This window comes from Streptomyces sp. NPDC051569, assembly GCF_044454085.1.
GTDB lineage: Bacteria > Actinomycetota > Actinomycetes > Streptomycetales > Streptomycetaceae > Streptomyces.
The window spans coordinates 38,890-56,508 of record NZ_JBITDJ010000006.1; the positions used below are offsets into that span (position 1 = coordinate 38,890).

The following is a 17,619-nucleotide window of genomic DNA, read 5'->3' on the forward strand; positions in this document are numbered from 1 at the left end:
GGTGCGCTTCGGCGTGCCCCGCTGCTCACGTCCATCCGCCGTACGACCGTGTACATCCCCAGGGGGATCCCTCATGTCCGGACACCCACACCAGTCACATCAGCCCCAGCAGTCACAGCAGCAACAGCGGCGGCCCGTGCTGCGACTCCAGGACCTGAAGCGCGTCCACGGCAGTGGCGCCACCGAGGTCCATGCCCTGCGCGGCGTCCATCTCGATGTGTTTCCCGGCGAACTCGTCGCCGTCATGGGCCCCTCGGGCTCGGGCAAGTCCACGCTGCTCACCATCGCGGGCGGTCTCGACATGCCGACTTCGGGCCGTGTGATCGTCGAAGGCACCGACATCACCACCGTCGACCGCAAGAAGCTCGGGGCCCTGCGCCGCCGCAGCATCGGCTACGTCTTCCAGGACTACAACCTGATCCCCGCGCTCACCGCCGCCGAGAACATCGCGCTCCCCCGTGAACTGGACGGCACTTCCGCGCGCAAGGCCCGCACCGAGGCCTTGGCCGCGCTGGAGGAGATGAACCTCGAACAGCTCGCCGACCGCTTTCCCGACGAGATGTCCGGCGGCCAGCAACAGCGCGTCGCCATCGCCCGCGCACTCATCGGCGACCGCCGGCTGGTGCTCGCCGACGAGCCGACCGGCGCCCTGGACTCCGAGACCAGCGAGGCGGTCCTCGCCCTGCTGCGCGCCCGGTGCGACGCCGGTGCGGCCGGCGTTCTCGTCACCCACGAGCCGCGCTTCGCCGCCTGGGCGGACCGGGTGGTCTTCGTACGGGACGGCTCGATCGTCGACCAGACCATCCGCAGCGAGGCGGCCTCCCTGCTCACGGGCCAGGCGGCCGAGCTGTGACGAACTGGCTCCACTCCTGGCGGGCCGCGGTACGGATCACCCGCCGCGATGCCTGGCGCTTCAAGGGACGCAGCTTCCTCGTCCTCGCCATGATCGCTCTTCCCGTCTTCGGCGTGAGCGCCGTGGACCTGACCATACGCAGCTCACAGCTCTCCCCGGCGGAGGTCCTGGACCGCGAACTCGGCCGGGCGGACGCCCGGTTCTACGACGCCGGATACAGCGGTGAGCCGATCCAGCAGAGTCCGGACGGCACGGGCTGGATGCCGGTGGACGAGAAGACGGCGACCGAAGGCCCCTCCGACATCAAGAAGGCTCTGCCGGCCGGCGCCACTGTGCTGGAGAACACGGTCGGTTACGCGAAGCTCCGCACCACGCACGGGCTGCTGAACACGGAGATCCGCGAGCTGAAGGCCGCGGATTCCCTGGCCCAGGGCATCATGACCCTCGACCATGGCCGGTTCCCCGGGAAGACCGGCGAGGTCGCCGCGACCACGCACTTCCTCCGGATCAGCGGTCTCCAGGTGGGCTCGAAACTCACGGCGCGCGGACTCGACGCCGACTACCGGATCGTCGGCGCCTACGAAGTGCCCGACGACCTCAAGGCCGACCAGGTCACCGCGCTTCCCGGTGCTCTCCTGGCCCCGCTGGACAAGGCGCTGAAGGCATCGGGGGTGTCCGGTACGGAGTCGAACACCAGCCACTTCGTCAGCGTTCCCGGTGGTTTCACGTGGAACATGGTGCAGCAGGTCAACACCCACGGCTTCGCCGTGATGTCCCGCGCCACCTCCTTGAACCCGCCGGCCGCCGCGGACGTGCCGCTCTACACGAAGCACCCTGAGTACAGGTCCAGCCCGGCAGGCAGTGGGATGGAGGAGCGCGCGCTGATCGGCACCGTCGTCGTCCTCGCCATGCTGGAGATCTGCCTGCTGGCGGGGGCCGCATTCGCCGTCGGCGCCCGGCGCTCGCGGCGCCAGCTCGGCCTGGTCGGAGCCAACGGCGGCGACCGGCGCCATATCCGGGCCATCGTCCTTGCGGGCGGCCTGGTGATCGGTGTCGCGGCGGCCGTGGTGGGAACCGTCCTCGGTCTCCTTGCCACCTGGTCTCTGCGGCCCGTTCTTGAGGGGTACATGGGACAGCGCTTCGGCGCTTTCGATATTCGCCCACTGGAGCTGCTCGGTATCGGTCTCGTCGCGGTTGTCACGGGTCTGCTGGCCGCGCTCGTGCCCGCCATCACCGCTTCCCGGCAGACCGTTCTCGCCTCCCTCACCGGTCGCAGGGGTGTCCGCAAGAGCAACAAGGTGCTGCCGGCCCTCGGACTGACCGCCTTCGTGCTGGGAGCGGCGGCCGCGCTGTACGGGGCCACGGTGGTCGGTGAGCTCACGCTGGTCGCGGGCGGCTCCGTACTCGCCGAGCTGGGCGTCGTCGCGCTGACCCCCACGCTGGTAGGCGCGTTCGGCCGGTTGGGCGGCCTGCTGCCGCTCTCCCCGCGGCTCGCGCTCCGGGACGCCGTGCGCAACCGGGGACGCACGGCCCCCGCCGTGGCCGCGGTCCTGGCCGCCGTCGCGGGGACGGTGGCGGTCTCCACGTACATCGCGAGCGATGACGCCAAAAGCCGCGCAAGCTACGAAGCACAGTTGCCCGACGGTGCCGCGACCGTGATGGTCTTCGCCGACGGCGGCCGGGACGTACCGGCCGCCCGCGCCGCGATCCAGAAGAATCTCCCCATCGACGTACGCGCCGACGTGGGCCGGATCAACGTCCAGCTGCCGGGCTGCTCCGAAAACAGGGGCGACTGCGGGGACTACGAAGTGGTCGTCCCTCAGGGCAACGAGTGCCCCATCCGGGGCTCGGAGCAAGCGGGCGCCTACGCGACCAAGCTCAGCAAGGCCGAGCGGCTCAAGATCGCCAACAGCTGGCGGTGCGAGCGGAACAACTTCTGGAACGGCCCCCCGAGCGGCGTACTGATCGGTGACGCCAAGGTGCTGACCGTTCTCGGCATCAAGGATCCCCAGGCGGAGAAGGCGCTGGCGAACGGCGAGGTGGTGTCGTTCAGCAGGCAGAACGTCGACAAGAACGGCAACGTCGGCATCAAGCTGATCACCGACCTCAAGAAGGCTGAGGAAGCTGACAGCAAGGGCGAGGAGCGGCCTGGGACCGTCAAGCCCCTCAAGGCGTACCAGACCCCGGCGAAAACGAACGCGTACGGCGTCTCGATGATCGTGCCCCAGGTCACGGCCGACGCCGCGGGCATCGGCACCGCCCCGCTCGGCGCGTACTACACGACCGCCTCCACGCCGAGCGACGCCCAGCGGCAGCAGCTCGACAGCGATCTCGACAAGACCGGCACCTACAGCCGTCTGTACATCGAAAGCGGTTACTCCAGCGACAACAGCCTGATACAGCTGGCGCTGGCCATTTTCGCCGGACTGATCACCATCGGCGCGGCCGGTATCGCCACCGGTCTCGCCCAGGCGGACGCGGAAGCCGACCTCAGGACACTCGCCGCGGTCGGGGCACCCGAAAGGGTCCGCAGGACGCTCAGCGGATTCCAGTGCGCGGTGGTGGCCGCGATGGGGGTCGTACTGGGCTCGGTGGCCGGTGTACTTCCGGCCTTCGGGCTGCTGCTGACCGAGCGCAAAGAGGCGATGGATGAGTACCGCGCGGCGATCGAGGCCGCCATGGGCGAAGCCACACTGCCGCACGTGCCGATCGTCCTGCCCTGGGGGACGCTGGCCGCGCTGATCGTCGCCGTCCCGCTGGGCGCCGCGATCCTGGCGGCCCTGGTCACGCGCTCGCACCGGACGCTGAGCCGCAGGGCGGCGGCCTGACCGCAGTGCCGCGCGGACGTCCAGGCGCCCGGTGCCGGTGAATCCGAGCCCCCGTACGAAGGTGGATCACTTTCGTACGGGGGCACACCCTGTGATGAAGCACCTGTGCGAGACAATGGCGGTATGGAGATGTCGAGGAACGAACGGTCGCAGGAGAGCCCCCATGTCCTCGTGGTGGGACAGGACGGGATGGCGCTCGGTGGCGGTGGAGCCGACGACGTGGCGCGGGAGATCCCGGTGACGGAAATGGTCGAACAGCCCGCGAAGGTCATGCGGATCGGAAGCATGATCAAGCAGCTTCTGGAGGAGGTGCGGGCGGCTCCTCTGGACGAGGCGAGCCGGGTACGGCTCAAGGAGATCCACGCCGGTTCGGTGAAGGAGCTGGAGGACGGACTCGCCCCCGAGCTGGTCGAGGAGCTGGAGCGGCTCTCGCTCCCGTTCACCGACGAGGCCATCCCCTCCGAGGCGGAACTGCGGATCGCACAGGCCCAGTTGGTGGGCTGGCTGGAGGGCCTCTTCCACGGTATCCAGACGGCGCTGTTCGCCCAGCAGATGGCGGCCAGGGCACAGTTGGAGCAGATGCGGCGCGCACTGCCGCCCGGCTCGGTGCCGGACGACGACGGCGACACGGGACACGGTGCGATCCGCTCGGGCCCGTATCTGTAGGGCCCCAGGCCGGTAGCAGTGGGCGGCCGGCGGACAGCGACGACAGCGGCCCGGCACACCGTGAGGTGTACCGGGCCGAGGACGTGAGCGGGCTCCGCCAGGTCAGGTGGTGGTGCGGGTGAGCAGCAGCTTGCCGACGTGGGCGCCGGCTTCGAGAGCGCGGTGCGCCTCGGCCGCCTCGGACAGCGGCAGCGTCCGGTCCACGATCGGACGGACATGGCCGTCCGCGACGAGCGGCCAGACATGCTCCCGGACAGCTGCGACGATCGCCGCCTTCTCGGCCGTCGGTCGGGCCCGCAGCGAGGTCGCCGTGATGGCGCCGCGCTTGCGCAGCAGAGCACTCAGATCGAGTTCGGCCTTCACCCCGCCCTGCATGCCGATCACGGCGAGCCGGCCGTTGACGGCCAGGGCGTTCACATTCCGCTGCAGATACTTCGCACCGACGATGTCGAGGATGACGTCGGCCCCGGCGCCGGCAGTGGTCTGGTGGATCTCCTCGACGAAGTCCTGCTCGCGGTAGTTGATCAGGATGTCCGCGCCCAGCTCCGCGCAGCGCGCCAGCTTCTCCGGGCTGCCCGCCGTGACCGCGACCCGCGCGCCGACCGCCTTGGCGAGCTGGATGGCCATCGTGCCGATCCCGCTCGCCCCGCCGTGCAGCAACAGCGTCTCGCCCGGCCGCAGATGGGAGACCATGAAGACGTTCGACCAAACGGTGCAAACCACTTCCGGGAGCGCCGCCGCCTCGCTCAGGCTCAGGCCCTCCGGTCGCGGCAGCAACTGCCCGGTGGGTACGGCAACCCTCTCCGCGTAGCCGCCGCCGGCCAGCAGCGCGCACACCTCATCACCGACGGCCCAGCCGGAGACACCCGCTCCCAGCTCGATGATCCTGCCCGAGCACTCCAGGCCGGGGTAGGGCGAGGAGCCGGGCGGCGGATCGTAGAAGCCCTGCCGCTGGAGGAGATCGGCGCGGTTGACGGCGCTCGCCACCACCTCGACGAGGACCTCGCCCTCAGCGGGTTCGGGATCGGGCACCTCGGCCCATACAAGCGCCTCGGGACCACCGGGTTCCGGAATCGTGATCGCATGCATGATCGCGAGGCTACTCCCCGGGGACGTCCTCGTCAGTCCGAGTGGTCCGTCCCCAGGGCACTGTCCGCGCGCACGATCGTGATGAGACGGTCGGTCAGCTGGAGTGGACTCGCGGCCGGATCGTCATAACCGATCAGGCGGTGACCACGCAGCACACTCACCACCAAATCGTCCATGTCCCGCACGCTCCGGCCCACTTCCGCCTTTATGACAGGCCGTTCGATCAGGTCGAGGCCGCTGCCCTGCTGGATCAGGTCCTCCATCACCGTGCCTGCGGCGGGACTGAGCACGGACAGGCCCAGCAATCGGCCGGCCGCACTGGAGGTGGTGATCACCGCGTCGGCTCCGGACTGGCGGAGCAGCGGCGCGTTCTCCTCCTCGCGGACCGCGGCGACGATCTTCGCGTTGCGGTTGAGCTGACGTGCGGTCAGCGTGACCAGCACGGCCGTGTCGTCGCGCTGGGTGGCGATGACCACCTGACCGGCCCTCTGAAGTTCGGCCCGCAGCAGCACGTCGCTGCGGGTCGCGTCACCGAGGACACCCACGAATCCTTCCGCGTTGGCCGCCTCGATCACCTTGCCGGACGGGTCGACCACGACGATCTGATCTTTCCGCAGGCCCGTGGCGCAGAGGGTCTGTATCGCCGATCGCCCCTTGGTGCCGTAGCCGACGATGACGGTGTGGTCGCGCAAGTTGGACCTCCAGCGGTTCAGCCGCCATTCCTCCCGGGTGCGTTCCGTGAGGACCTCAAGAGTGGTGCCGACCAGAATGATGAGAAAAACGACCCGCAACGGGGTCACCAGCAGCACGTTGACGAGCCGCGCACCGTCGCTGTACGGGACGATGTCGCCGTAACCGGTGGTGGAGAGCGTGACGGTGGCGTAGTAGACGGAGTCGAGGAAGTCGACCGAGTTGTCCGCGTTGTCGTGGTAGCCGCGTTTATCGATATAGACGATGAACACTGTGAGGGCCAGCACGAACAGAGCCATCAACAGCCGCTTGCTGACCTGCCGCAGGGGCCGCTCGACCCGGCGTCGCGGAAGCTTCACCCGGGCGGTGACCAGATACTCGTCAGCGTGCCGGGCCATCGCGTCGTGGCCGGGAAGTTTCACGTGAAACACCCGCCCTCGACCGAAGCGGACCAGGGCAGATCAAGGATTTCCAGCTCTTCCCCGGACCGCGCGCCGCCCGGCGGCACGACCGCGAGGCCGTCGGCGGCAGCGATACCGCGCAGCATGGCAGGACCGCTGAAGTGCAGCGGCACGAGGCCGTCGACGCCGTGGACGAAGGGCACAAGCCGGGTGTCGTACGGATGACCGTGGACCGTCTCGTGCAGGGGCGCGCGGTTCAGGGCTCCATCGGCCGCACCCGCCCGTCCCGCCAGGACGCGCAGCAGGGGTTCGGCAAGCGTCAGCAGTCCTGCGACCGCTGCGAGCGGATTGCCGGGCAGCCCCACGAGATGGAGTCCCGAGGGAAGCCGGGCCAGCAGCATGGGATGACCGGGCCGCACGGCGACACCGTCCACCAGCAGCTCGGCGCCCGCCTGCCGCAGCACCGGGTGAACGTGGTCGACCGGTCCTGCGGCCGTACCTCCTGTGGTGATGACGAGATCGGCCTCGGACTCGGTGATCGCGCGGTGCAGTGCGACGGCCGACTCCGGGGCGTCGCCGATCCGGCGGGTGGCAATGACGTCGGCCCCGAGGGCGCGCAGCCAGGGCGCGAGCATCGGGCCCAGGGCGTCGCGGATGAGCCCGTCGCGCGGAAGCCCCTCGGTGAGTAGCTCATCGCCGAGGACGAAGACCTCGACGCGCGGGCGCGGAACCGTGAGCAGTTCGTCGTAACCGGCCGCCGCGGCGAGACCCAGCACGGCGGGAGTCACCAGCGTTCCGACCGGCAGGAGCCGGTCACCGGCGCGGCACTCCTGGCCGCGCGGCCTGATGTCCTGCCCGGGGGCCACCGGGCGCTCGGCGTGGAGATGGCCGGCGCTGTCGGTGCGGGCGTGCTCGCTACGGATCACGGCGGTCGTGTCGGCCGGGGTGCGCGCACCGGTGGCGATCCGCACCGCCGCGCCATCGGCGAGCGGCGCCACCTCGCCGCGTCCGGCGAGGATCCCGGCGTCGTCGGCGGCTTCCCCGGTGGACGGGCCTCCGGCCGGTGAGCCCTCCGGGCGCCGGAGGGACCAGGGCCCCGGGCCCGAGACCGCCCAGCCGTCCATGGCGGACGTGTCGAAGGAGGGCAGATCGGTGAGCGCGGCCAGCGGTTCGGCGAGCGCCTGCCCCAGGGCCTGGTCAAGGGGGACGCGACGGGCACCGGTGGTCCGGGCCGACCGTGCGGAACGCGCCGCGAGCGCCCTGGCCTCGACCCATGACTCGGCCCGGCGCCGGCCCGGCTTCACGACATCGGCAGCGTGGCTCCGGCCCACGTCGGACAGACGCTCCGCGTCGGACACGCGCTCCGCGTCGGGCATGTGGTCCGCGTCGGGCATGTGGTCCGCGTCGGACACGCGCTCCCCGTCCGGCGCCGGGCCGGTGTCCGAGTCCTTGCCACCAGGGGAGGAGGCCCCGGAGCCCTGGCCCTGCCCGGGCCCGGCATCCCGGCCGTAGCCGAGGCCCGGCCCGTGGCTGGTCTCCCGGTCCCCGCCAGGGTCATGTATCGCGGCCGGGCGGCGGCCGACCAGAGCCAGCACGTCCTCGATCCCCTCGACCTCGTGATCCTGGGCCATCATCCGGCGTCGTCCCCCTTGGACCCCGTTCCCTCGGCGTCCTGCGCCTCATCCGCCCAGCGCACGGCGAGCGCCGCGGCCTTGCGGGCGGCTTCGGCGACTGCCTGGGGGCCGCCGTCGCCGGCCCGCGCCGCCGCGTACCCGACCAGGAAGGTCGTGAGCGGTGCGGCGGGCCGGGCGACACCGTGCGCGGCGTCGCGGGCGAGATCGAGGAGAACCTCGGTGTCGACATCCAGCTCGATGCCGAGTTCGTCCTTGACTGCGGTGATCCATTCGTCCAGCACGGTCCCATGCTCTCTGATGCGGGCCCGGGCTGTGGAGACGTCTTCCCAGGTGTCGCAGTCGAAGGAGGCGAAGGGGTCGGCGTCGATCCGGGCAAGGTCCAGTTCATCGGTCAGCAACCGCAGCGGCAGCCCGGCGAGGCGCCCGTACTCGGTGGCGAGAAGCGCGAGTTCGCGACGCAACGGCTCGGCGCGATACGCGGCGACCAGCGGCTGGTCCCGGCCGCCGGCGTCGGTCAGCAGTGCCGCCTCCCGGCCGCTGGTGTCCAGCGCCTCGATCAGCCGTCGTACGGTCGCTTCGCCCAGGAACGGCAGATCGGCGGAGAGCACGAGCACGGTGCCGGCGTCCACCAGCCGTACGCCCGCGTCGAGTGCGGCGAGCGGCCCGCCGCCCGGCGGCTCCTCGCGTGCCCAGCGCACCGGCCGCACCGTGGGCCGCCGGCCGCCCACGACCACGGTGCGGGTGGCCCCCGCACAGGCCCCCAGTACCCGGTCGAGGAGTGTGCGGCCCCCCACACTCAGTCCCGGCTTGTCGGCGCCGCCGAGGCGCTTGGCGGCACCTCCGGCGAGCACGATGGCGTCATACGCGGTCATGCCTGAAGTATGGCCGCCATCGCCCGCCCGAAGCCCCTGAGGGTCGTCCGGGCGCCGGGGCCGCCCGCAGATCCCCGCAGACCCGCAGACCCGCAGACCCGCAGACCCGCAGACCCGCAGACCCGCTACAGGGTGCGCAGCAGCACCGCCGGCTGTTCCACGCAGTCCGCCACATAGCGCAGGAAACCGCCGGCCGTGCCGCCGTCGCAGACACGGTGGTCGAAGGTGAGCGACAGCTGGACGACCTGGCGGACGGCCAGTTCGCCCTGATGGACCCACGGCTTCGGGACGATGCGGCCGACCCCGAGCATCGCCGCCTCGGGGTGGTTGATGATCGGCGTGGAGCCGTCCACGCCGAACACTCCGTAGTTGTTGAGCGTGAACGTCCCGCCGGTCAGATCGCCGGGCTTCAGCGTGCCGGACCGGCCCGCCTCCGTCAGGCGCGCGAACTCGGCGCTCAGCGACTGGGCCGAGCGGCTGTGGGCGTCCCGTACGACGGGAACGACAAGCCCGCGGTCGGTCTGCGCGGCGAAGCCCAGATGCACCTCGGGCAGGCGCACGATCTCCCGCGCGGCCATGTCCACCGTGGAGTTCAGCTCCGGGTGGCGGGCGAGGGCCGCCGTACAGATCCGGGCGAGCAACGCCAGCAACGAGATCTTGGGACCCCCGGCCGCGTTCATCGCCGCCCGGGCCGCCATCAGCTCCGTGGCGTCCGCGTCGACCCAGCAGGTGGCGTCCGGGATCTCGTGACGGCTGCGCGCCAGCTTGTCCGCGACCGCGCCCAGTACGCCGCGCAGCGGCACCCGTACCGCACCGGCCCGCACGGACGAGGCACCGGCAACAGCCGTCGGGGCGGGGATTCCGGGCTGCGTGCGGGAGGCACCCTGCCGGATCGCCTGCTCCACGTCGGAACGCAGGATCAGGCCGTCGCGCCCCGAGCCGGTCAGCCCCCGCAGGTCGAGACCGTTCTCCCGGGCCAGCCGCCGCACCAGCGGCGAGACGACCGCGACCGGCCCGGCACCGCCGTTCACCGCGTGCGCGGCGGGAGCGGAGGCGACGGAGACGGACGCGGTGTTCACGGACGCGGTGTTCCCCGGGGCACCGTTCACGGACCGGACAGGCACCGGAGCGACCCGGCGCCTGCGCGCCGCCGGCGCGCCCGTCCCGTAACCGACCAGCACATTGCCCGACGCCTCGTCCGAAGCGGAAGGCGACGTCGCGGACGGAGCGGACGGAGCCGATGTCGCCGCCGGGGCCCTGGAAGCGAGCGAGGGCGCGGTGCCCGGAGCGGGTGCGGCGCCCGGATCCGACGCCCCTACCGCCACCGTCAGCAGCGGCGCCCCGACCGGCAGCTCCGCACCCTCCTCACCGAAGCGCGCCGTCACCACACCCCCGTAGGGGCAGGGCACCTCGACCATCGCCTTGGCCGTCTCGACCTCGACGACCGGCTGGTCGATGGCGACGACGTCCCCCACCGACACCAGCCAGCGGACGATCTCCGCCTCGGTCAGTCCCTCACCGAGATCCGGCAGCTTGAATTCGAGTACCTGGGCCATCAGCTCTCCGCCTCCCATTGGAGCCGTGCGACCGCGTCCAGCACCCGGTCCACTCCCGGAAGATGGTGCCTCTCCAGCATCGGCGGCGGATACGGAATGTCGAATCCCGCCACCCGCAGCACCGGCGCCTCCAGATGGTGGAAGCACCGCTCGGTGATCCGGGCGGCGATCTCCCCGCCGGGACCGCCGAAGCCGGTGGACTCATGGACGACGACCGCTCGCCCCGTACGCCGTACGGACGCCGCGACCGTCTCGTCGTCGAACGGCACCAGCGAGCGCAGATCCACGACCTCCAGGTCCCAGCCCTCGGCACGTGCCGCCTCGGCCGCCTCCAGACAGACCGGCACGGACGGGCCGTAGGTGATGAGCGTGGCGCTGCTGCCCCGGCGCCGTACGACAGCGCGGCCGATGGGCTCCACGGCGGACGGTGTCTCCGGCGACCAGGTGGCCTTCGACCAGTAGAGCCGCTTCGGCTCCAGGAAGATCACCGGATCGTCGGAGGCGATCGCCGCCCGCAGCAGTCCGTACGCGTCGTCGACCGTCGCCGGGGTGACGACGTGCAGGCCGGGCGTCGCCATGTAGTACGCCTCGGAGGAGTCGCTGTGGTGCTCGACCCCGCCGATCCCGCCGCCGTACGGCACACGCACGGTGATCGGCAGCGGCATCGCCCCGCGCGTGCGGTTCCGCATCTTCGCGACATGGCTGATCAGCTGCTCGAACGACGGGTACGCGAAGGCGTCGAACTGCATCTCCACGACGGGCCGCAGCCCGTACATCGCCATCCCGACGGCCGCCCCCAGGATGCCCGCCTCGGCGAGCGGGGTGTCCGTACAGCGGTCGTCGCCGAACTCGGCCGCGAGCCCGTCCGTGATCCGGAAGACTCCGCCGAGCGTGCCCACGTCCTCGCCGAGGACATGGACGGACGAGTCCTCGGCCATCGCGTCACGCAGGGCACGCCGCAGCGCCTGCGCCATGGTGGCGGGCTTCACCGCGACCGTGGTCATCGATCCTCACCCGGTCCTTCCCCGGCCGACGCGTTCAGCTCGGCGCGGAGCTGCGCCGCCTGCTCGCGCAGCTGAGAGGTCTGTGCCGCGTAGACATGGGTGAAAAGGTCCATGGGGTCGAGCACCGGATCGGCGTTCATCCGCTCGCGCAGCCGCGCCGCCATGGTCTCGGCGGCTTCGGCGGCCTTCCTGATGCCGTCCTCGTCCAGCACCCCGCGCTGCGTGAGCTCGTGCTCCAGCAGCCGGATCGGATCGTGCGCGCGCCACACCTCGACCTCGCCGTCGCCCCGGTAGCGCGTCGCGTCATCGGCGTTCGTATGGGCGTCGATGCGGTACGTGACAGCCTCGACCAGCGTCGGTCCGTCACCACGCCTGGCCCGGTCCATGGCCTCGCCGAGCACCGAGTGCACGGCCACCACGTCGTTCCCGTCGACCAGCCGGCCCGGCATCCCGTACCCGACGGCCTTGTGGGCCAGGGAGGGCGCCGCGCTCTGCTTGGCGAGCGGCACGGAGATCGCGAAGCCGTTGTTCTGCACGAGGAAGACGACCGGGGCGCGCCACACGGCGGCGAAATTCAGCGCCTCGTGGAAGTCGCCCTCGCTGGTGCCGCCGTCCCCCACCAGGGCGAGCGCGACCACGTCGTCCCCCTTGAGCCGGGCGGCGTGCGCCAGCCCGACGGCATGCGGCAGCTGGGTGGCGAGCGGCGTGGACAGCGGCGCGACGCGGTGCTCACGCGGGTCGTAGCCCGTGTGCCAGTCGCCGCGCAGCAGCGTCAGTGCCTGGACGGGGTCGAGTCCGCGCGCCACGGCCGCGAGGGTGTCGCGATAGCTGGGGAAGAGCCAGTCCTGCTCCCGCAGGGCCAGCGCGGCGGCGACCTCGCACGCCTCCTGGCCGGTGCTCGACGGGTAGACGGCCAGCCTGCCCTGCTTGGTGAGGGCCGTGGCCTGTGCGTTGTACCTGCGGCCGCGTACCAGCTCGGCGTAGAGCCGCAGCAGCAGCGCGGGATCGGCGCCGGCGGCGGCGTCCGTACCCAGCACCCGGTACGGCTCGGGGTCGGGAAGCAGCGGTACGGGATCCGTACGCGGCTGCCACGCCGGGGGCGGGATGGGCGGCTGAGCGGCGCCACCGGGCAGTTCCTGGACCGACATACTGCTTTTCTTCACGCGTGCACCTCCTCGTGGGAGCGGGCGAGGGGGGTGCCCGGATGTGGCACGCCTCACCTACCGATTGTTCGGTCGCGGCGGCATTTTGGCTACACGCGGCTTCAGCCTGTGGACAAACGGTTCTCCACAGCCTGGGATGGACACAGCTCGTCCAGGGGGGCGAGGCGGGGAGACAGGGGAGCTGAACAAATGGCCGACGGCACGGACCGGGGGGCCCACAGGAGTGGCGGCGGCACGGAGCATGTCCCTCCGCCGCGTCCGCTGGACGCGATCGACCGCGACATCCTCCGCATCCTGCGGAGGGACGGCCGCGCGTCGATACGCTCCGTGGCCGACCGGGTCCATGTCTCGCGCGCCAACGCGTACGCCCGGATCAACCGGTTGATCGAGGACGGGGTCATCCGTGGATTCAGCGCCAGAGTGGACCACGAACGCGCCGGTCAGGGCGCGTCCGCCTATATCACCCTGAAGATCGTCCAGAACTCGTGGCGCACGGTGCGCGAACAGCTCCAGGAGCTGCCGGGGGCCGCCCACATCGCACTGGTCAGCGGTGACTTCGATGTCCTGCTGCTGGTGCACGCCCCTGACAACCGGTCCCTGCGCGAACTGGTCCTGACCAGGCTGCAGGCCATCCCCGAGGTGCTCTCGACCCGCACCCTGCTGGTGTTCGAGGAGACGGACCTGGCGCCCGGGACGGCCCCGGGCGGCCCCGTTCACCTGCCCCTTCCTCTTCCCCTCCAGGACGGGAGCGGCACGCCCTAGATGTATTGCCCTGTGAGGTCGGGGACGCGGCCGGCGGATCTTCGCCGGACAGGTCCTACGCGGAGCCGCCACGCTCCGTACGCAGTCCGTCGAAGGCCAGCCGGACGACCGCCTCAGCGACCTGATCACGGTCGTAGCCGCCGGCCGCCTGCGGCCGGTACCACTCCACCAGCGAGTTGACCATGCCGAAGAGCAGCCGGGTCGCCAGCCTGATGTCCATGTCGGCCCGCAGGTCCCCGTCCGCCGCGGCCGCCTTGAGCAGATCGGCGACCCGCTGGTCGAACTCCCTGCGCCGTTCCATCGCCCAGCGCTCGGTCCGCGTATTGCCCCTGACCCGGAGCAGCAGCGTCACATAGGGCAGCTCGGCCATCAGCACCTCGACGGTGCGGCGGGTCACATACTCGACCCGCGCCATGGCCGCTCCCCGCGTCGCCCCCTCCTCGTCGAGGATGCCGAAGAGGCCGTCCAGGGCACGGCTGACCGCACGGCGCAGCAGCTCCTCCTTGCCCACGACGTGGTGGTATATCGACGACTTGGAGATCCCGGCGGCCTTGGAGAGGTGCTCCATGGACGTTCCGTCGTAACCGCGCTCGTTGAAGACGCCGACGGCGACGGCGAGCAGGGTCTCGGGCGTGTACGTGTCGCGCTTGGGAGTGGTCATGAACGCACCTGCTTGGCTTCGAGATCGGCGCGGCGCCGCAGCGCCGTGGACGCGGCGTAGCGGCCGCCCGGGTACTGGCCGTCCAGGGTGGCCAGGAACCGCTCCGCCCACCGCGCGCCGAGCTGGTCGCACCACTCACCGGGCCCGCCCGGGTAGTTCACACCGAGCTTCATGGCGGTGTCGATGTCCCCCGCGCTCGCCACCTCGCGTGCCGCCGCGTCGACGGCGAAGTCGATCAGCATCGCGACCGTCCGCCCGACGATCATGCCCGGCGTGTCCGCGATGACGCTGACCTGCTTGCCGAGCCGCTGGAAGAGGCCGATGGCGGCCCGTACGTCTTCCGGGTCGGCGTCCGCTCCGGGCGCGAGGGCCACCCGGGTGCACGCGCGGTAGTCGAGGGCGAGATCGAAGTGGATGTACGCCCCTGAGGGGTCGCCCGTGGCCGTCGATCCGTCGGTGAGGCCGAGCCGCGTGCCGCCGGGCAGCGTGAGGAACCCGTCGGAGAGGTGGGGCGAGCGGTCGCGGGTGACCTTGATGCCCGCCTCCTCGATCATCTCCCGCAGCACGGCGGCCGGCCCGAGGTCCGCGTGCAGGCCGACGGCGTCCGGGGCCTCGCAGAGCCCGGCGGTGTGCGCCTGCGGCCCCGCCGCCCCCTGTGGTCCCGCCGCCCTTTCTCCGTACGAGAACCAGCCCTGGCCCGTTTTACGGCCCAGCCGCCCCGACTCCACCAGCCTGCGCTGCGCCAGGGACGGCGTGAACTTCGGGTCCTGGAAGAAGGACTCCCACACGGACCGGGTGACGGCCTCGTTGACGTCCTGGCCGATCAGGTCGGTCAGTTCGAACGGGCCCATCCGGAAGCCGCCGCACTCCCGCAGGACGGCGTCGATGGTGGCGGGGTCGGCGGCGCGCTCCTCGTACACGCGCAGCGCCTCCGCGTAGAAGGGGCGCGCGACGCGGTTCACGATGAATCCGGGGGTGTCGGCGCAGCGCACCGGTGTCCTGCCCCAGGCCCGGGCCGTCTCGTACACGCTGAGCGCCGCCGCATCCTCGGTCGCGAAGCCGCTGACGACCTCCACGAGCGGCAGCAGGGGCGCCGGGTTGAAGAAGTGCAGTCCGACGAAGCGGCCGGGGAGGCGCAGCGCGCCCGCGACGGCGGTGACGGAGAGGGAGGACGTGTTGGTGGCGAGGAGGCAGTCGTCGGCGACGATGTCCTCCAGCGCCGCGAACAGCTCTCGCTTGACGGGGAGCTGTTCCAGGACCGCTTCGACGACGAGTGCGGCATCGGCCAGCTCGGCGAGTCGGGCGGCGGGGTACAGCCGCGCCCGCGCGGCATCGCGCGCTCCGGCGTCGAGCCTGCCCTTCTCGACCAGCCGGTCGAGTCGCCCGGTGATGGACACGGCGGCCTGTTCCGCGCGGCCGGGTACGGCGTCATGGAGCCGTACGGGATGGCCGGCGACCAGCGCCACCTGGGCTATGCCCTGCCCCATCGTGCCGGTGCCGACGACCGCGACGACGCGGCCGGGCTCGATTGCTGTCATGGCCGCAATCCTCCCGCATGAGTGATCCGTTGAATGGTCTGCGGCCGCACGTTGTCCACAGGTTCCGCGGCCCCCCTTGTCCCGACCGATCGTTCGGTTACTCTAACTCTGTCCGTCAGCTCATGTCCCTGTCCCGCCCAGCTCGACGAGGAGTTGGTCCGTCATGGCCGCCCAGCTCAGCCCCCAGCAGCTCTCCGAGAAGCACCGGCCCACGCTCGATCAGGCCCTCGACGCGATCCGCGGCCGTGCCTACTGGTCCCCGCATCCCGAACACCCCAAGGCGTACGGCGAGAGCGCGCCGGCCGACGGGCTCGCCGCCTTCCAGGCGCTGCGCGGGACCCGCTTCGAGCTGGACCAGCCCGGCACGGACGACTGGACGGGTGGCGAGATCTCGCCGTACGGTCCGGCGCTGGAGATCGAGTATCCGCACCCGGACCTGGACGTCCTGCTGCCCGCCCTGCGCGCGGGGATGGGCGCGTGGCGCACGGCGGGCCCCGAGACGCGCGCCCTGGTCTGTCTGGAGATCCTGGCGCGGATCGGTGCCCGTACACACGAGTTCGCGCACGCGGTGATGCACACCAGCGGGCAGGCGTTCATGATGGCGTTCCAGGCCGGCGGACCGCACGCCCAGGACCGCGGTCTGGAGGCCGTGGCCTACGCGTACCAGGAGCAGACCCGTACGCCCGCCGCCGCAGACTGGTCCAAGCCGCAGGGCAAGCGTGACCCCCTTGAGCTGCGGAAGACCTTCACCGCCGCGCCGCGCGGTATCGCGCTGCTCATCGGCTGCAACACGTTCCCGACGTGGAACGGCTATCCCGGCCTGTTCGCCTCGCTGGCCACCGGCAATCCGGTCCTGGTCAAGCCGCACCCGCGCGCGGTACTGCCGCTCGCGCTGACCGTACGGGTGGCCCGCGAGGTGCTCGCCGAGGCCGGCTTCGACCCCAATCTGGTCGCGCTGGCGGCCGAGCGGCCGGGCGAGGGCATCGCCAGGACGCTGGCCCTGCGCCCCGAGATCAGGATCATCGACTACACCGGCTCCACCGCCTTCGGCGAATGGCTGGAGACCCACGCCCGCCAGGCGCAGGTCTACACGGAGAAGGCCGGCGTCAACACCGTCGTCATCGACTCGACCGACGACTACCGGGGAATGCTCTCCAACCTCGCCTTCTCCCTGTCGCTGTACAGCGGCCAGATGTGCACCACCCCGCAGAACCTGCTCATCCCCCGGGACGGCATCACGACGGACGTGGGCGACAAGTCCTACGACGAGGTGGTGGCCGATCTCGCGGCCTCGGTGAGCGGGCTGCTGGGAGACGACGCCCGGGCCAACGCGCTGCTCGGCGCGCTGGTCAACCCCGAGGTGAAGGCCCGTCTGGAGGCCGCGACCGGACTCGGGGAGGTCGCGCTCCCCTCGCGGGAGATCGTCCACCCGGACTTCCCCGGCGCCGTGGTCCGTACGCCCGCGATCGTGAAGGCCGACGGCGCCCGCAAGGCCTGGGAGAAGGCCTGGGAAGCCGGCACGGAAGGCGACGCGGAGCTGCCCTATCTCGCCGAGTGCTTCGGACCGGTGTCGTTCGCGGTCGCCGTGGACTCGACGGCGGACGCGCTGGAGCTGCTGCGGCGGACCGTCCGCGACAAGGGCGCGATGACCGTCGGCGCGTACACGACGTCCCCGGAGACGGAGCGCGCGATCGAGGACGTCTGCCTGGAGGAGTCCGCGCAGCTCTCGCTGAATCTCACGGGCGGGGTGTACGTGAACCAGACGGCCGCCTTCTCGGACTTCCACGGCTCCGGGGGCAACCCGGCGGCGAACGCGGCGCTGTGCGACGCGGCGTTCGTGGCGAACCGCTTCCGGGTCGTGGAGGTACGGCGCCAGGGCTGAGATCGAGCTCGGCGGACATC

14 protein-coding genes are annotated in these 17,619 nt (G+C 71.4%); 5 read left to right on the forward strand and 9 right to left on the reverse strand.

What is annotated here, in order from left to right:
* Window positions 1-73 precede the first annotated feature (73 nt).
* The 3 genes from ACIBAE_RS12305 (at window position 74) to ACIBAE_RS12315 (ending at window position 4,347) form a co-directional block, all read left to right on the forward strand.
* Window positions 74-853, forward strand: coding sequence for an ABC transporter ATP-binding protein (locus ACIBAE_RS12305; protein ID WP_399284339.1), 780 nt, complete (start codon window positions 74-76; stop codon window positions 851-853).
* Window positions 850-3,681 carry an FtsX-like permease family protein gene (locus tag ACIBAE_RS12310; RefSeq protein WP_399284341.1) on the forward strand — a complete coding sequence of 944 codons (2,832 nt, stop codon included), beginning with the start codon at window positions 850-852 and terminating at the stop codon, window positions 3,679-3,681. Before ACIBAE_RS12305 ends, ACIBAE_RS12310 begins: the two co-directional genes overlap by 4 nt.
* A 123-nt stretch (window positions 3,682-3,804) precedes the next feature.
* A complete protein-coding gene (locus tag ACIBAE_RS12315; protein ID WP_399284343.1) occupies window positions 3,805-4,347 on the forward strand; it encodes a bacterial proteasome activator family protein in 543 nt (180 codons plus the stop codon).
* Between the two features lie 102 nt (window positions 4,348-4,449).
* On the opposite strand, the gene ACIBAE_RS12320 is transcribed toward ACIBAE_RS12315, so the two are convergent.
* The 7 genes from ACIBAE_RS12320 to pdhA form a co-directional block, all read right to left on the reverse strand.
* Window positions 4,450-5,436 (reverse strand): NAD(P)H-quinone oxidoreductase, encoded by a 987-nt coding sequence (locus ACIBAE_RS12320; protein ID WP_399284345.1) that lies wholly within the window; start codon window positions 5,434-5,436, stop codon window positions 4,450-4,452.
* Window positions 5,437-5,468: 32 nt separating this feature from the next.
* Entirely contained in the window at window positions 5,469-6,524 is a 1,056-nt protein-coding gene (locus tag ACIBAE_RS12325; protein WP_399284673.1) for a potassium channel family protein, read from the reverse strand.
* Window positions 6,525-6,544: 20 nt separating this feature from the next.
* Window positions 6,545-8,161: a molybdopterin-binding protein gene (locus tag ACIBAE_RS12330; protein WP_399284347.1), complete on the reverse strand. Its 1,617-nt coding sequence runs from the start codon at window positions 8,159-8,161 to the stop codon at window positions 6,545-6,547.
* Complete coding sequence (locus ACIBAE_RS12335; RefSeq protein ID WP_399284349.1) at window positions 8,158-9,033, reverse strand: NTP transferase domain-containing protein; 876 nt, start codon at window positions 9,031-9,033, stop codon at window positions 8,158-8,160. The genes ACIBAE_RS12330 and ACIBAE_RS12335 overlap by 4 nt, the downstream gene beginning before the upstream one ends.
* 125 nt (window positions 9,034-9,158) lie before the next feature.
* Entirely contained in the window at window positions 9,159-10,589 is a 1,431-nt protein-coding gene (locus tag ACIBAE_RS12340) for a dihydrolipoamide acetyltransferase family protein (protein WP_399284352.1), read from the reverse strand.
* Window positions 10,589-11,593, reverse strand: coding sequence for an alpha-ketoacid dehydrogenase subunit beta (locus ACIBAE_RS12345; RefSeq protein ID WP_399284355.1), 1,005 nt, complete (start codon window positions 11,591-11,593; stop codon window positions 10,589-10,591). The genes ACIBAE_RS12340 and ACIBAE_RS12345 overlap by 1 nt, the downstream gene beginning before the upstream one ends.
* The gene (pdhA, locus tag ACIBAE_RS12350; RefSeq protein ID WP_399284674.1) at window positions 11,590-12,741 is read right to left on the reverse strand and encodes a pyruvate dehydrogenase (acetyl-transferring) E1 component subunit alpha; all 1,152 of its coding nucleotides are present in this window, start codon (window positions 12,739-12,741) and stop codon (window positions 11,590-11,592) included. The genes ACIBAE_RS12345 and pdhA overlap by 4 nt, the downstream gene beginning before the upstream one ends.
* Before the next feature lie 204 nt (window positions 12,742-12,945).
* Between pdhA and ACIBAE_RS12355 the strand changes: the two genes are divergently transcribed.
* Window positions 12,946-13,518 (forward strand): Lrp/AsnC family transcriptional regulator, encoded by a 573-nt coding sequence (locus ACIBAE_RS12355; RefSeq protein WP_399284356.1) that lies wholly within the window; start codon window positions 12,946-12,948, stop codon window positions 13,516-13,518.
* Between the two features lie 55 nt (window positions 13,519-13,573).
* Here the strand turns inward: ACIBAE_RS12355 and ACIBAE_RS12360 are convergent, their stop codons facing one another.
* Window positions 13,574-14,179 (reverse strand): TetR/AcrR family transcriptional regulator, encoded by a 606-nt coding sequence (locus ACIBAE_RS12360; protein WP_399284358.1) that lies wholly within the window; start codon window positions 14,177-14,179, stop codon window positions 13,574-13,576.
* The gene (locus tag ACIBAE_RS12365) at window positions 14,176-15,717 is read right to left on the reverse strand and encodes a 3-hydroxyacyl-CoA dehydrogenase (protein ID WP_399284359.1); all 1,542 of its coding nucleotides are present in this window, start codon (window positions 15,715-15,717) and stop codon (window positions 14,176-14,178) included. The genes ACIBAE_RS12360 and ACIBAE_RS12365 overlap by 4 nt, the downstream gene beginning before the upstream one ends.
* A gap of 163 nt (window positions 15,718-15,880) precedes the next feature.
* On the opposite strand from ACIBAE_RS12365, the gene paaN reads away from it, so the two are divergent.
* On the forward strand, window positions 15,881-17,599 hold the full coding sequence (gene paaN, locus ACIBAE_RS12370) for a phenylacetic acid degradation protein PaaN (RefSeq protein ID WP_399284362.1): 1,719 nt from the start codon (window positions 15,881-15,883) through the stop codon (window positions 17,597-17,599).
* Window positions 17,600-17,619 lie beyond the last annotated feature (20 nt).